We start from the raw sequence: 16981 nt of genomic DNA on the forward strand, positions 1-16981 counted from the left end.
TAGGGGGAGCATTCAGGCGCCTCTGTCGGACCATTGAGGAGGCGGGGATGACAATCTCGACCGAGAACAGACAAGGCGCGATGCGCCGGTTGCTGCTGGCAGGGGCCAGCGCTGCAGCGATGAGTATACTATCGGCGCCAGCTGGTTTCAGTGCGGCGTGGGCTGAGTGCGAACTGGTAGACAACGAGCTTGTCTGTACCGGCGATCTGACCCGGGGGGTGCGAAACCCCAACGATTTCACGGTGCCGCCGGTCGAGCGGCTGGTCATCAGGGATGTCACGGGTGATATAACCCCTGATACGGACCTGCATGGCAGTAATGCCAGCGAGGGCATCGAGTTCAACGCCCCCTTCAGCAGTGCAGAAAATCTCTATCTGACCGTCGATCTAGGCGACTTCGCCATTCGCACGAACGGCATAGACCGGCCCGGCAATGGTGTTATTTTTCTCGGGGAGAACAGCAACCTCTTCGCCGATATCAAGGCGGACATCTTTGCCGGCTCGTTCCTTGGTAGCCACGGTATCGTCCTGGGCACGGCCAAAAGCGGGAATATCGATCTGGTCTCAGAGGGCCTGATCAATGTGACCGGTGAAAGAAGCAGGGGTATTTATGGTGTCGCGATGAGTACCTTCGAATATGTCGAGGTCGACGGCGACACCATTACCATCATCTCGCCGGACCGGTTCCCGCTGGGCGATGCGAACATCACCCTGAAGCATACCGGAACGGTAACGACGAACGGCGATAACGGCCATGCGGTCATGTCCGAACTTGGCAATGGCGAAAGCAGGATCACTTTCGATGGAAGCATCACGACGTATGGCGAGGACTCCGTCGGTATTTTCTCCAGGATCTATTCCGGCCTGATCGATATCGATAGCACCGCCACCATCAATACCAGCGGCATCAGATCTGCCGGGATTTATGCAACCGGACTGGGGGGCGGTGGCATCAATATCAATTCCATCGGCAATGTGACTACACAGGGCGAGGAAAGCCCCGGTCTCTATGGTGATACCGAGTTCGGCAGCGTCGGCATTATTTCCGAGGGCGACATAAGTACAAGCGGTACCCAAGGCTTTGGCATCTATGCCTGGTCAGGCGATGGCGGCGATGCCGGTGTCGTATCGACAGGAGACATCACCATTGGCGGCGATCAGGCCGCTGGCATCTTTGCCCACAGCGCCGTGGGTCAGGCCGCTGTGGTCTCGACCGGGAACGTGACAGTGTCAGGATCCGCATCGGGTGGCATCGTGGTCGAGGGCGGCGGTGATCTCGCCTATATCAACCAGACCGGCGAAGTATCCGTCGCCGATGGCTATGGGCTGTTTGCGACGAACACTGGCGATGGCGATGCGACCATCCTGCTCGACGGGTCTGTCACCGGATCAGCGGGATCAGGGCAGAACGTCGTTGGGGCAGTTGCGAGGGGTGAGGGTAGTGCGGTCGTCGATATTTCGCAGGACAGCACGATCACTTCGCTGCCCGGGGCAAATGCCTCTGCGCTGGCCGGGGTAGAAGGCAATGGTGCGGGTCTGGTCGGCGTTTTCAATCAGGGCACACTGACCTCAGGCAATGACGGCCTTCAGGGCATGTTGCTCCTTCAGAATGGCACCGGTGAGATACTGGGATACAATTACGGTACGATAACCACGACCGGTGCCAATGCCGCAGCGATCGATGCGACGTCACTGGGGGGTGATATCACGATCTACACCAGTGGCGATATCTCGGCGACGGGCGATGGCACAGACGCCCTTGTCGGTCAGGCCAGTGAGGGTGCCATGGTTAGCATTGGCGTCGGTCCGGATGTTACGGTCACAGGCGGCAGCGGCACCGGCTCGGCCATCGCCGTCTATGGCAATGCCGACAATGACGATCCCGATGCTCTCATCAGCATCGGAACGGGCAGCACGGTCTCTGCCCTGTCAGGGCTCGCCATCTATGGCGAAGGCGGCAATGAGGTGATCACGAACCGGGGCACGATCCTTGGCAACATCATCATGAGCGATGGCGAGAGCCTGCTGGAGAACCTGATCGGTGCGCGCTATGAGCCCGGCGACTCAATCGATCTGGGCGATGAAGGCGTGCTGAACAATTTCGGCACCCTGTCACCCTTCGGTGATGGCGTGATCGGCACCAGCGTCATGCGCGGCGACCTCGTTCTGCAGCCGGAAGGGACTCTCTTCGTCGACATCATGCCCGATGGCACCGCTGATATTCTGGATATTATCGGCAGTATCCAGCTCGGTGGTACACTCGTCATCAACGCCTTGAGCCTGTTGACTGACTACACGGCCAGCACCGACTTCGGCATCATCTTGACAACGGAAGGATTTGACGGGTTCTTTCTCGACATTATCGACAATATCCCCGACCTGAACTTCCTGCCGATCTCTGCCAATAACGGTACTGCCGTCATCCTGAGGCTGCTTGCGCCGCAGGACGCCGTGTCGGCACCCGTCGGCTGTACAGCCTCTGGCGGGATCATCGTTTGTGCCGGCACTCTGAATGGCGGTGTTACCAACTTCGGCGCTAACCGGAATACGACTGCCTATGAGGTGAATGGGCTCACCATCAGCGACCTGGCTGCGCCAATTTCGATTGCGACTGCGGGTTCTGTCGGTCTCGGCCTGAACCTGAGGCAGTCTGATCCACTGGTCCTCGATATCGATCTTGGCGGTAATAGCCTGACGATGCAGGGCAATAGCAGTTGGGGGATCGGCGCCATTTCCGATGGCGATGTCACCGTCAATTCGTCCGGCAACATCCGGATGAACCGGACCGGTCGCGCCATCAACGCGTCGTCGCGCGAAGGTGGCAATGTCAGCATCTCCCATGATGGTTCTATCTACACGGCCAATCCTGACAGCCTCGGCATTGTAGGCTTTGCTTACGAGGATGGCGATGTGAACATCGACATGTCCGGTGCAATCACGATGGAGTATCAGGGCTCCGTCGGTATCAGGGCGCAAACCGACGATGGTGACATCAATATCAATTATGCCGACGGCACGCTGTACGGTCAGGGTGTCCAGACCATCGGCATGTATCTGCGCACGGTCAATGGAGACATCAATCTCGACAGTAATGCCGACATCTTTATCGACAATGACATCGCCATCGATGCACTCGTTTCGGGTGATGGCAATATAGATGCCGTTCTTTCGAACGAAATCGACGCTTATTTCGGTTTCGAGGATGGGGCGGTGCAATTCATCATCGATGGAAATGGCAATATAAACGTCGACAACTCCGCCACGTTCGAGACGAACGGTACGGCGATATATACCCGCGTCAACGGCACCGGGGATATCGATATCGTCAATACCGGAATCATCAATGAATCAGCACTCGATGCAACGGCCTGGGGAGCTTTCAGTCAAGCTATCGAACTCAGAACCGCGAACGGGTCAGCCACGCTGGAGAATTCGGCACTCGTTACCGGCGATGATGGTGCAATCTATATGGGCATCAATGGCGGTGACATAAGCTTCGACAATAGTGGCGACATCTATGGTCATACAGGAACCACAATCTGGCTTCGTGTAGAGCGTAACGAGGCAGGAGAAGGCGGTGATGTTACCTTCTCCAATACAGCCGACATCTACGGCTTCCGCGAACTGCTCAAGATCGAGGCTGATGGCCGCGTGGAAGTCACCAATTCCGGCAATATGGAAAGTACCCGCACAGCTGATGATTTCGGATTCAAGATTACGTCTTCCGGCGAATCCGAGACCAAGGATGGATCGACAGACATCGTGGTCATCAATACTGGCGATATTACGCGAACGCCGCCTGTTCCCAGCAGATTCTCGCCAACGTCCGGCGGCGTTCAGATAGGGCATACCGGCACCAATGGCACGATCACTTTTGACAATAGCGGTACGATCACCGCTGGCGGGCAGGACGCCCATGGTCTCTACATCGGCACAACCAGCGAGAATGCGTACGAGGTTGACGGGCTCGAGCTGAACACGGCGAACGCGACTATCTCCACTACAGGAGACATCATTAGTTCCGGCACGAACGGCTCCGGTATCAGGGTAGCCAACGCTGAAGGCGTAACGGCGGATTTTATGATCACCGGCGCGACTGTCAGCGGTGGTACCGGCGATGATGCGGCTGGCATCACCACTGTCCTCAGCGAAGCCGGGTCGGCGGCTATCTTCCGCTTCGATGACGGCTCGGTCCTGAACGCAGAATCCGGGAAGGCCTATATTGGCGGGCTTGGAAACGACCATCTGTGGATGGCCGGGACGGCAGAAGGCTCCATCGATTTTGGCGGTGGTGACGACAGGCTGACCCTTGTCGATGACGGCTCCGTCACCGGGCCGATCGAGTTTGGCGATGGCGATGACACGATCGCCGTTTCCGTCAGCGCCGGGCAAACGCGGATGCTGGACCAGTTCCTGACAGCCGCCACCGCAGTTTCCGGTGCAGAGAATTTCATGTTCGATGGGGAAGGCCGCCTCGATATCCTCGACGGGATGGAGGGGCCGCTGGCGGGCCTGATGATGATGGTCCAGTCCGGTACAATGCGGTTCAACGCGACAGCCGGCAACTCCATCTCCATCGGACCCGATGGCCGACTGGAGGGGACCGGCACTGTCGGCAGCATCACCAATAGTGGCGTGCTGGCACCGGGCAACTCCATCGGCACCTTGACGGTGAGCGGCGATGTGGTCCTTGAAAGCGGCAGCACGCTGGAAATCGAGATTGCCGCCGATGGGACATCGGACCTGATCTCCGCCGGTGGCCAGACGAGCCTGGGCGGCATGCTGCAGGTCGATGCGATCGATATCCTGACCTCCTACATGGCGGATACCGAATACACGATCATCGAAAGTGCCGGCGGTATCTCCGGTGCCTTCGAAAGCATCATGGACAACCTGCCCGATCTTGATGCCGTCGTGGATCTTGGCACTGCAAACACCGTGCTTCTGGCCCTCAGGGCATCAGGCACGGACCCTGATCCGGACGTTGATCCAGACCCCGATACCGATCCCGATCCGGACACCGATCCAGATCCGGATACTGACCCGGACCCGGATACCGATCCCGATCCGGACACTGATCCGGACCCCGATACGGATCCGGATACAGATCCCGATCCGGACACAGACCCGGAAGGCGAAGAGCCGGATACGGAAGTGGAGAACGAGCCGAAATTCTCCGACACCTCGATCGTTGCAGACGCCCTGCAATCCCAGGTCTCGCTGGCACGTGCCTTCTCCGACGGGCTGATCCAGCGCACCCGCGAAGGGCTTGTCCAGCCCGGCACGGTCTCGACCTACGAGACAGCAGATGGTGCAGAAGTGACGGCATGGGCACAGGGTGAGGTTCAGCAGATCAATGCCGATGGCAATGGCGATGCGCAGGAGACGAGCCCTTATGAGTCGCAGAATTACGGTGCGACCCTCGGGGTTGAGTATTCCAGTGAACGGCCCGGCCAGACGCTGACTGCCGGTGTCGCCCTCGGCTTCGGGTCGAACGAGGTCTCGTCCGGCCTGAGCGAGGCTGATGTCGAGAGCCTGCGTCTTGGTGCTTATGGCAGCATGACCACCCCGCGCCTGCGCCTGTCTGCGGCAGCTGTCTACAGTGCCGACGACTATGAGTTCGTGCGGGGCGTCGCGATCGCGCCCTATACCGTCGAAGGCTACGGTGAGGCGGATGGCCAGTCGATGACGGCGCGTATCGATGCGGCGATCAACCTGGTTCCGGCCGGGGAGAACGGCACATCCTCATGGCGCGCCGGGCCGGTCTTCGGGGTGGAAACCGTGAAGGGCGAGCGCGACGGCTATGAGGAAACCGGCCTCGGTATCCTCAGCCATACCTTCGACGATGCCGACATGGATGCGACCTTCGTCAGTGCCGGTGCCAGCGTCGAGTATGCCTCGACAGGCCGCAACGGGCCGGTGACGACCTATGTCGATGCCCGCTACGAACATGGCTTCGGTGACCGGGCCGTGGAAAGCCTGTCGCGTATCGCGCCGGTGGAAGGGGCGATCTATCTCAATCGCGGTATCACTGAACCCAAGAGTGCCTTTGTCGGTTCTGCCGGCCTGAGCATGCAGGTCAGCGAACGGGCGAACCTGTTTGGATCGGTCAAGACGCGTATGGGAGACGACACACGCTCCACCAGCGCCATGATCGGTCTGTCCGTCGATTTTGGCGGATAGGCAGGTCTTCTCATCGGGAAAAACAGGCGGAAGCGGGCATCCCCCGCTTCCGTTTTTTTGTGCGCGAGTTTCGGATTGTGAGGCCGGAATTGTGCGCCCATGCGTGCGGAAGCCTGTGGCAAGAATATCAAAAACGAAAATAAGGCTGTTATAATTGATGAATTGGCTTGACTAATTAGGCCAAGTGGCAAATCCTCGACGACATGAAAAGCTTGATTGCCTGTCCTCAGCGGCAGCGATCGCGCCGCGGGATTTGAGAGAGGTGGAGAGTGCCAGCACGACTGACCATGACTGTCGAACGGGAGAAGTGGCCCCTGCGCGAGCCCTTCGCCATCACCGGGCACACCTTTGTCGACATCGATATCGTCGTTGTACGTTTAAGTGACGGCACACATACCGGCAGTGGCGAAGGCGTCGGTGTCTATTACTTCAAGGATACGTCGGCGGGCATGGAAAAAACGCTCAACGCCATCCGCGATGCCGTCGAGGCCGATCCGGGGCGTGAGGAGATCCAGTCTATCCTGCCGCCGGGCGGTGCCCGCAATGCACTCGACAGCGCCTATTGGGATCTCGATGCCCAGCGCCTCGGCAAATCTGCCTGGCAGCTGGCCGGGCTGGATGAGCCGAAGCCGCTCGTCACCACCTTCACCATCGGCGCCGGTGATCCGGAGACTGTCGGCAGGACCGCGCTCTCCTTCAAGGGTGCGCAGGCGATCAAGATCAAGCTGACCGGCGAGCCGGTCGATGTCGATCGGGTCAACGCCGTGCGGCAGGCCTGCCCGGATGTGTGGATCGGTGTAGATGCCAATCAGGGCTATACCCGCGCCTCGCTGGAAAAGGCGCTACCTCACTTTGCCGAGGCGGGTGTGGCGCTGGTCGAGCAGCCGCTGCCCATGGGGCAGGACCAGGACCTCGAGGGGCTTGAGTGCCCGATCCCCCTGGCTGCCGATGAGAGCGTCCAGAGCTTGCCGGATATCGCAGCCGTTGCACCGTATTATCATTACATCAACATCAAGCTCGACAAATGCGGCGGACTGACCGAGGGGCTGAAAATGGCAGGGGCTGCGCGCGAGCGCGGCATGAAGGTCATGGTCGGCAATATGGTCGGCACGGCCCTGTCGGTCGGGCCTGCCTATCTGCTCGGCCAGCTTTGCGATGTCGTCGATCTCGACAGCCCGTTCATGCTCGGGTCCGACCGAAAACCACCTGTTCTTTACAAAGATGGATATGTCATATGCCCACCGGAAATCTGGGGATCGCGCCGCTCGACCAATCAGCCCGCCCCCGCGACACTCACAGCGACCTGACGACAGCGCTGGACCTGCCATCGCCCTATCTTCTGTTTCTGGGCGATGTCGACCAGAAGCCGTTCGCCAAGACCGCCTTCGGCATCCGCGACTGGGCGCCGGAGCGCTGCGTCGGCGAGTATGCCTGCGAAGGCAACGCGCTGTCGCTGGACCTGCCATTCATGTCGCCGCGGGAGGCAAGGGCAAAGGGCGCTCGGGCGCTGGTGATCGGTGTTGCCTCCATGGGCGGCCGGATCAAGCAGTCCTGGCACTCGCAACTGTTCGAGGCGGTCGAGGCAGGGCTCGATATCGTCAACGGCCTGCATCACCGTCTGGCCAGCGTGCCGGGCCTTGCCGATGCTGCCGCCGCAAAGGGCTCCAGGCTGATCGATATCCGGACACCACCGAAGGACTTGCCTACGGCGACCGGGCGCAAGCGCAGCGGCAAGCGGCTGCTGACCGTCGGCACGGACTGCGCACTCGGCAAGAAATATACGGCACTGGCCCTGACGCGGGCGTTCACCGAAAAAGGCCTCGATGCGGATTTCCGCGCGACCGGGCAGACCGGCATCATCATCGGTGGCGGCGGCATGCCGATGGACGCGGTGGTCTCCGACTTTCTTGCAGGCGCAGCCGAGGTGCTGAGCCCCGATGCCCATGACGACCATTGGGATGTCATCGAGGGGCAGGGCTCCCTGCTGCATCCGACCTTTGCCGGCGTCTCGCTCGGCCTCTTGCATGGCTCGCAACCGGATGTGCTGGTCCTCTGTCATCAGGCCGGACGCGAGAAGATCCTCGGGCTGGAAGAAGACTTCCTGCTGCCGGACCTTGCCAGCGTCATCGACCTCAACCTTGTCCATGCCCGTCGCACCAATGCAGCCGCACGCTGTGCCGGGATCAGCCTGAATACGGCCCACCTCTCCGACGGGGAGGCGGACGCCGCTATAGAGAGGGTCAGCCAGGAAACGGGATTGCCCTGTGCTGACCCGATCCGTGGCGGTGCCCGGTTCGACGCCCTGGTGGAGGCTTGCCTGACATCATGAACACCGGCGCTTCCCCCTTCAGGCGGTTTGTCCTGCCCGGTCTCGCCTTCAAGGCGGTGGTGATCGGCGGTGGCTATGCAACGGGGCGGGAGCTGATCGAGTTCTTCTTCGATGCCGGGCCGCGCGGCGGGCTTTATGCGCTCGCCTTCGTGGCACTGCTGTGGAGTGTCATCTGTACCATGACGTTCCTGCTCGCCTATGCGTGGCGGACCTATGATTACAAGTCCTTCTTCCAGAAAATGCTCGGGCCGTTCTGGCGGGTATTCGAGCTGGCCTACATCCTTTTCCTGCTGCTGATCCTCGCCGTGTTCGGCGCGGCGGCGGGCGAGATAGGCGCGAGCTTCGCGCCGGTGCCGGTCTGGGTCGGCACTGCGGTGTTTGCCGCCATGATCCTCGGTATCACGGCACTTGGCAATGAGTCGGTCGAGGGGCTGTTTCGTTATGCCGCGCTCTTTCTGTATGCGGTGTACGTTGTTTTCGCAGTTCTCGTTTACATGAAGTTCGGGGGTGAAGTGGGTGACGCCCTGTCGAGTGCCGGTACGACCGGCCCTTGGCTGGGCGATGCCTGGACCTATGCCGGCTATAATGTGGTCGGCGCGGTCGTGGTCCTGCCGGTAGTGCGTCACTTCACGAAGAGCCGCGACGCGGTGGTGGCGGGCATGCTCTCCGGCCCGCTGGCGGCGATACCGGCGATGATCTTCCTTGCCGCGATGACTGCCTTCTATCCGGCCATTGCTGATGAAGCACTGCCCGCGGAATATATCCTCGCACAGCTGGGCCAGCCGCTGTTTTATTTCGCCTTCCAGCTGATGATCCTGCTGGCCTTGCTGGAGACGAGTGTCGGTTGCGTCAACGCGCTCAACGAACGCATCGCCAAGGCAATGGAGAGCAAGGGCAGGGTGATGACGCCGCGCCTGCGCACCGGCATCACCGTCATACTGATCGCATTCGCCATGGTCGTCGCAACGCGGTTCGGCCTGATCGCGCTGATTGCCAGCGGCTACAGGTTCCTGGGGTACACGTTTATCGCCGTCTTCATCCTGCCGCTGTTCACGGTGGGCGCCTGGCAGCTCTACCGGTTGCGCTCGCGAGAAGGTGGTAGCACAGACGGGGCTGGCGAGACGGCATAAGACTGACATGACAAGTGCTGCCGCGGGAGCGGCGGAAAAGGAGTAGACTGATGAAGATCCTGATCCATACCGCAATTGCATGGGCGATAACCGCTCTGGCGGCAGCCTGCGCCCAGCCTTACGATATAGTGCTCACCGGCGGTCGGGTGATCGACCCGGAAACGGGCCTCGATGCCGTGCGCAATGTCGCCATAAACGGCGATCGTATTGCTGTAATCTCCGAAGAGGCGCTGGACGGCGAGACGGTACTCGATGTTAGTGGTTCTATCGTCGCGCCGGGCTTTATCGACCTGCATGCCCACGGACAGAATATCCCGGCTGCGCGGATGAAGGCGCTGGATGGCGTGACGACAGCGCTGGAGCTGGAATCAGGCGTGCTGCCTGTCGCCCAGTTCTATGACGATATCGCCGCCGAGGGCCGACCGATCAATTACGGCGCGGCGGCGGGCTGGGCCCACGCCCGTATCGCCGTGCTGGAGGATGTCGACCCGGCAGCCAATGTCGAATGGTTCCTGGAACAGTTTTCCCTGCCTGATTGGCAAAAGACGATTGCCGATGAGGACATGACGGCGGCCATCCTCACCCGGCTGGAAGAGGGCCTCGATGAAGGCGCCATCGGCATCGGCGTACTGCTCGGCTATGCACCGGAAACGGGGCACAAGGAGTATTATGCGGTCAACCAGCTGGCAGCGGACAAGGGCGTGCCGACCTTCACCCATGCCCGCTATTTGAACATGCTGGAGCCGCACAGCTCTTTCGAAGGCTTCCAGGAGATGATCGCCGTTGCCGCCTCAACCGGTGCGCAGATGCATATCAGCCATCTCAACAGTCTCAGTGTTACCGATATCGAGCTGATCGCCGATATGGTGGCCGAGGCGCAGTCAACGGGTGTCGACCTGTCTGTCGAGGCCTATCCCTATGGCGCCGGGGCAACCGGCGTTGGTGCAGCGATGTTCCGCGGCGAAGGCTGGAAGGAGCGTATCGGTGGCGTCGATTATTCCAACTTCACCCTTGCCGGGAAGCCGCTCGACAAGGAGACATTCGACCGCCTGCAGGCCGAGGCACCGGGTACGGAGATCATCATCCACTTTCTCGACCCGGCAAACGATGCACAGCATCAGGCGTTCCTTGACCGGTCGATCCTGTTTCCCGGTGGCGTGATCGCGTCCGATGGCGGTGACTGGGCTGTCGATGGAGAGCTGATCCTCGACGACACATGGCCTCTACCGGAGGGGGCCAAGGGCCACCCGCGCAGTGCCGGGACCTATGGCCGGTTCCTGCGGCAGTATGTTCGTGAACGGAGCATGCTGACCTGGCCGGAGGCGATTGCCAAGGCAAGCTATTATCCGGCGGAAATTCTCGGCAAGTCCGTGCCGCAAATGCGCGAACGCGGCCGGGTACAGGAAGGCGCGATTGCCGACATCATCGTCATCGATCCTGAAGCGGTTTCAGACCGGGCGACATTCGAGACGCCCGGACTGAGCTCGGTCGGGTTCGATTACGTCATCGTCAGTGGCGAGATCGTCGTGCGCGATGGCGAGCTCGATGTCGATGCCATGCCGGGGCAACCGATCCGCGGCACTGTTGCCAGTGAATAAGGCGAGTTGAGGAAGGCTGACATGATGCAGCATCACACAGTGCAAGAGCCGACAGGCGTTCGTGATGGCGCGTCCCGCCTGCGCCTGCACAGGCTGGAGGGATATGACAGCCACGAGCGGGTGGTCCGGGTGGAAGACACCCGGTCCGGTCTGAGGGCGATCATCGCCGTACACTCGACGGCCCTCGGGCCTGCTGGTGGTGGGTGTCGCCTGTGGACCTATCGGTCTCAGGGGGAGGCAATTGCTGATGTGCTGAACCTGTCACGTGGCATGACTTACAAGAATGCGCTGGCCGATGTTGGTTTCGGGGGCGGCAAGGCTGTTATCCTGGGGCCTGTACCGAAGACGCGGCGCGAGGATGTGTTCCGCAGTTTCGGCCGGGCGGTGAACATGCTTGGCGGCAAGTATATCACGGCAGAGGATGTCGGCGTCGCCGTCAGCGACATGGAACAGGTTTCGCGCGAAACGAAATTCGTTTGTGGGCTGAAGGAGAAGAACGGTATCGGTGGCGATCCGTCTCTCTTTACGGCTCGCGGTGTTCTGCAGGGCATGAAGGCCGCAATGAAGGTGCGATATCAGGCCGGCAGCCTGAAAGGGGCCCGTGTTGCCGTTCAGGGGCTGGGCAGCGTCGGGGCGAAGCTGTGCGATCTTCTCGCCGCGGAAGGGGCAAGGCTAGTCGTCGCCGATATCGATGAGGAGCGAGCGGCCCGCTTGCAGGCCCGGCACGGTGCAAGCAGGGCATCGCTGGAAACGATCTTGCTGGAAGATGTCGAGGTCGTTGCGCCATGTGCGCTTGGCGGGGCGATCACAGGCATGGTCGCGAAAAACATGCGGGCAAAAGTCATCGCCGGGGCAGCGAACAACCAGCTCGCCAGCCGGGAGGTGGAAGACATCTTGCGGCGCAGGCATATCGCCTATGCACCCGATTACGTGATCAACGCCGGCGGGATCATCATGGTCGCCGCGGAGTATCGCGGACAGTTCGATCCGACCTATGTACGACATGAAATCGACAGGATTTACCAGCGCACGGAGGAAATAGTCTCGACTGCCTTGCGCAGGGATGTTTCCACTGTCGCGGTCGCCAATGAGATGGTCGAACAACGATTGGCGAGGCGTTGATGGTACGTGCCACGTTGAGTTATCAGACAATGAAAGCGCAATCTGCAGTATGCGAATGTTCCGTGTCACGGGAATGCGCATGGCAGTTGCATGCAGTCATGTGCTTTTGTCGCAACACAAAAATACAACATGATATTCGGGGTAATTTGGCAGGTTTCAAGATTCATAAAAGTGTCTTATTATAATTTAAGGCTGTTTAGTTAGCTTTCAGGGCTTGGGAAAGAGGGAGACATTCTATGTCTGGTTACAATCTGAAATTACTGCTTGCCGGTGCTGCGGCCATTGCCTTGACGGCACCGGCCTATGCCCAAACCGAGGAGGCTCCTGCGGAAGAAGAGAGCTGCCGGGATGCTTCCAATGAGAGATGCGACGTTCTTGTCGTGACGGTACAAAAGCGCGAACAGGGGCTGCTTGATATTCCCCAATCGGTCAGCGTGGTCGGCGGTGAAACGCTGGAACGCCTGAACGCCACGAATTTCCAGGACTATATCGCCCTCGTTCCCGGCCTGCAGCTTGAGCAGAGCACGCCGGGTGTGGGCCGCCTGATCCTGCGCGGCGTGAACACCGGTGGCGTTGCCTCCACGGTGTCCACCTATATCGACGAGACGCCGTTCGGCTCCAGCTCCGGTCTCGTCAATGGTGCGATCCTGGCAGGCGATTTCGATACGTTCGATGTCGAGCGAATCGAGGTGCTGCGCGGGCCGCAGGGGTCGCTCTATGGCGCCAACTCCTTGAGTGGCGTGTTGAAATTCGTCACAGCCGAACCGTCGACTGAAGGCTTCATGGCCAAGGTCCGGGCAGGTGTTGAAAGCGTCGATGGCGGGGAGACAGGCTATTCTACAGCCGGTGTCGTCAATATTCCGCTCAGTGACAATCTGGCCGTGCGCGGCAGCGGGTTCTACCGCGAGATTCCGGGCTTCATCGACTCTGTCGGGAATTTTGGATCTGATATGGCTGAAGATATCAACGGGACGACGTCATCCGGGGCGCGAGTATCGCTGCTCTATACGCCGAGCGATGTGCTGTCGATCCGTCTTTCTGCGATTGCGCAGGATCTGGAAACGGAAGAGGGAACGACGATCAATGTCGACTCTGAAACTCTCGAGCCGATTGATGGCGACCTGACGCGGGGCAGATTTACCGATGCAACCAATGACGTTGAGTATCGTGTCTATAATGGCACGGTCGATTGGGATCTCGGCTTTGGGGAGCTGACGTCTTCCACCAGTTACTCGACGCTGGAACAGACGATCTATTCCGATTTCGATACATTCGCTTACGGACCATTGATCTCCAGCATCCTGTCGCTGCCACCTATCGAGATCAATCTCGACCAGGAAACTAACAACGAGAAGTTCACACAGGAAGTGCGTGTTGCCTCCAGCGGGGAAGGCTTCGACTGGCTGATCGGTGGTTACTATACCAAGGAAGAGGGTGTCATTCACCAGCTGGTCCAGGCGGTCGAGCCTGGCACCGCGACGCCTGCCGGCATTCCGGTGCTGGCCGATCTTTCGATCACGTCCGACTATGAGGAATATGCTGCATTCGGTAACGTCACCTTCTATCTCAGTGACCGGTTCGATGTGACGCTTGGCGGGCGCCTCAGCCAGAACGAGCAGGGCGCCATCCAGATCACTGACGGTTTGCCGGGGCTGTTCGTTGCCGGGTTTGAAGAGCTGCCTGAAGTGTCCTCCGACGAGAGTGTCTTCACCTACTCGATTGCACCACGTTACGAGATAAACGATCAGGTGACGGCCTATGCACGCGTCGCAACGGGCTATCGCCCCGGTGGTCCCAATATCCTGCCACCTGATGTGCCGGCAGATACACCGCGTACATACGAGTCCGACTCCACCACCAACTACGAGGCTGGCATCAAGGCGGAACTGGACAACGTCACCTTCGATGCAGCGGTCTTCTATATCGACTGGACGGATGTGCAGCTGCTGGCTGTTATCAACGACTTCGGCCTGAATACCAATGGCGGCGGCGCGACCAGCAAGGGTATCGAATTTGCCACGAACTGGACGCCGCTGGACGGGCTCAGCCTTTCTGTCAATGGTGCCTTCACCGACACCGAGCTGACGGAAGATACTGATCCGCTGGCTGTCGGTGGCGAAGAGGGCGACTCCCTGCCATTCACACCGGAGGTGACACTTGCGCTCAATGGCGACTATCAATGGCCGCTGTCGCCTCAGGTGACGGCCTTCGTCGGGGCGACACTGAGTTATCAATCGGAGATGGAAGGCAATTATGTCTCCGCACCGACGGCACAGGCGTTCGGTTTTGGCCGCCGCACACTGCCGGATTACGAGACGCTGGACCTGAGGGCCGGGCTCTTGTTCGATAATTATTCGATCGACGTCTATGTCGATAACGCTACAAACTCGGAAGGCCTGACCAATGGCGGTAACCCGTCGACCACTGCCCCTCCGGGCATCAGTAATGCCGGTGTCATCCGTCCACGCACGATCGGGGCGACACTGACGGCACGGTTCTGACGCTACTGCGCAGAGAGTGACGACAATACCGGGATCGGGGGATGCCTTGTGGCTTCGCCTGATCCCTTCGTAATAGAGGGCGTAGATAGAGGAAGGTAAGGCGAGGCTTATGAATATGATGAGACATGCTGTCGCCGGCATTGCAGCCGCACTGGTCGGCTTTGGATTGACTACGGTACTCGCTCAGGATCCAATGGTGGACCCTGTATCGGACCTGCCGGCTGAGGCGGTGATGGAAGACGTTCTTCCTGCCGCGCAGGAACCTGCCCCTGTTTCGCTCGATCCCGGTACCGGCGTTCTGACAAAGTCGGATGTCGATACATGGCTTGATGGCTTCATGCCCTATGCCCTGAAGGATGGCGGTATCGTCGGTGCGGTTGTCACAGTGGTTGCCGATGGTGAAATCCTGACCTCCCGTGGTTTCGGCTATGCCGATATTGAAAACGGCGTGAAGGTCGACGGCGATGCAACACTGTTCCGGCCGGGTTCCGTGTCCAAACTTTTTACCTGGACGGCAATCATGCAGCTGGTGGAACAGGGGCAGGTCGACCTGGACGAACCGGTTGCGACCTATATCGATTACGACATCCCGAACGATTTCGACACACCGATCACGGTACGCCACCTTCTGACGCATACGGCGGGCTTTGAGGAAGTGGTCAAGAACCTGATTCTTGAAGACGAAGAAATGTTCATGTCGCTCGAAGACTATCTGAAAAGCGCCGTACCCGGTGTCGTGTTTGAGCCGGGTACGATCCCCGCCTATTCGAACTACGCAACCGGTCTTGCTGGCTACATCGTCGAGCGTGTCTCAGGCTTGTCGTTCGAGGCTTATGTGAATGAGAACATCTTCCAGCCCCTTGGTATGGAGAGCTCGACATTTGCCCAGCCGCTGCCCGAAGAGTTCCAGGCCAACATGTCTGTTGGCTATACCAATGCGGCCGATGGCACAGCGCAAGGATATGAGTTGATCCCGGCTGGCCCGGCGGGCTCCCTCGCCGCGTCAGGCTCTGATATGGGTCGGTTCATGATCGCCCATCTGAACGAAGGTGGTCCGCTGTTGCAGCCGGAAACCTCTCGGCAGATGCTGGAAACTCTCGACCAGAAAACCCCGCCGCTCAACGCCATGGCGCTCGGCTTCTTTGAGCAGAATATTCGTGGACTGCGCAGCCTCGGTCATGCGGGGGATACGATGTATTTCCATTCCAACCTGGCGCTGTTCCTCGATAAGGATGTTGGTATCTATGTTTCGGTGAACAGTTCCGGCGAGGGCGCTTCTCCCATCCGTCTGGAGGTCGTGAATGAGTTTGCCATGCGCTACTTCCCCGAGGCTCGCGGCGAGCTGCCACCACGTCTCGATACGGCGGCCGAGCATGGCGCGAAGGTTGCTGGCGTTTACGAGACGTCGCGGGCAGGTATCACGAACTTCATTGCCCTGTTACGGTTTCAAGGTCAGCTGACGGTCGCTCTCGATGCCGATAACGACCTGACCTTCCCGTTCATGGGCGGACAGGCCGTCTGGCGCGAGGTCGAGCCATGGGTCTGGCAAAAGGAAGACAGCTATGAACGCCTGTCGGTAAGGCTGGATGATGACGGCAATGTCGAGATCCTGGCGTTCGAGTTCATCTCTCCGTTTACGGTCTATACGCCGGTACCGGCATGGAAGTCCTCGGCACTTCTCAATCCGCTGATCATGCTGGCGCTTGGTATTATCCTGCTGACGCTGCTGTTCTGGCCGGTGCGGGCGGTCGTCCGCTGGCGCTATGGCAGCACTTTCCCTCTGTCCGGCAAAGAGGCGCTGAGTTATCGCCTCGTTCGGCTCGGAACCGTATTTGTCGTCGTCTGGATGGTCCTGTGGCTATGGGCCTTCATGACCCTGACTAGCGATCTGACGGCATTGTCGGATTCCTTTACGGTCCAGCTACGCATGGCACAACTCAGCCAGCTGCTTCTCTATGCAGGGCTTGCCATCTCGCTGTGGAACGTGGCGACGGTCTGGACCAGCAAGAGCAGCTGGTTTGCCAGGCTTTGGAGCGTCCTGCTGCCGGTCGCCTTCGTGATCTTCATCTGGTTTGCTGCCGTCAATGGCATGCTGACTTTCAGGGCAGATTTCTGACAC

Annotated in this window: 8 protein-coding genes; all 8 read left to right on the forward strand. The window is 59.6% G+C overall.

Annotation, left to right across the window (positions count from 1 at the left end):
- Positions 1-47: 47 nt before the first annotated feature.
- The gene (locus FF098_RS00820) at positions 48-6182 is read left to right on the forward strand and encodes an autotransporter domain-containing protein (RefSeq protein ID WP_155135996.1); all 6135 of its coding nucleotides are present in this window, start codon (positions 48-50) and stop codon (positions 6180-6182) included.
- A 269-nt stretch (positions 6183-6451) separates the two neighbouring features.
- Positions 6452-7489 carry a dipeptide epimerase gene (locus tag FF098_RS00825; protein WP_205967325.1) on the forward strand — a complete coding sequence of 346 codons (1038 nt, stop codon included), beginning with the start codon at positions 6452-6454 and terminating at the stop codon, positions 7487-7489.
- A complete protein-coding gene (locus FF098_RS00830; protein ID WP_155135999.1) occupies positions 7417-8511 on the forward strand; it encodes a DUF1611 domain-containing protein in 1095 nt (364 codons plus the stop codon). Before FF098_RS00825 ends, FF098_RS00830 begins: the two co-directional genes overlap by 73 nt.
- Positions 8508-9641, forward strand: a complete 1134-nt coding sequence (locus FF098_RS00835; protein ID WP_155136002.1) for a YkvI family membrane protein — start codon at positions 8508-8510, stop codon at positions 9639-9641. Before FF098_RS00830 ends, FF098_RS00835 begins: the two co-directional genes overlap by 4 nt.
- A 50-nt stretch (positions 9642-9691) precedes the next feature.
- Positions 9692-11239, forward strand: a complete 1548-nt coding sequence (locus FF098_RS00840; protein WP_155136005.1) for an amidohydrolase family protein — start codon at positions 9692-9694, stop codon at positions 11237-11239.
- 21 nt (positions 11240-11260) lie between these two features.
- Positions 11261-12361 carry a Glu/Leu/Phe/Val family dehydrogenase gene (locus tag FF098_RS00845; protein ID WP_205967326.1) on the forward strand — a complete coding sequence of 367 codons (1101 nt, stop codon included), beginning with the start codon at positions 11261-11263 and terminating at the stop codon, positions 12359-12361.
- A 236-nt stretch (positions 12362-12597) separates the two neighbouring features.
- Positions 12598-14862 (forward strand): TonB-dependent receptor, encoded by a 2265-nt coding sequence (locus tag FF098_RS00850; protein ID WP_155136007.1) that lies wholly within the window; start codon positions 12598-12600, stop codon positions 14860-14862.
- Between the two features lie 109 nt (positions 14863-14971).
- Positions 14972-16978, forward strand: a complete 2007-nt coding sequence (locus FF098_RS00855) for a serine hydrolase domain-containing protein (protein WP_155136010.1) — start codon at positions 14972-14974, stop codon at positions 16976-16978.
- Positions 16979-16981 lie beyond the last annotated feature (3 nt).

This window comes from Aquisalinus luteolus (assembly GCF_009712425.2).
Classification (GTDB): domain Bacteria; phylum Pseudomonadota; class Alphaproteobacteria; order Caulobacterales; family Parvularculaceae; genus Aquisalinus; species Aquisalinus luteolus.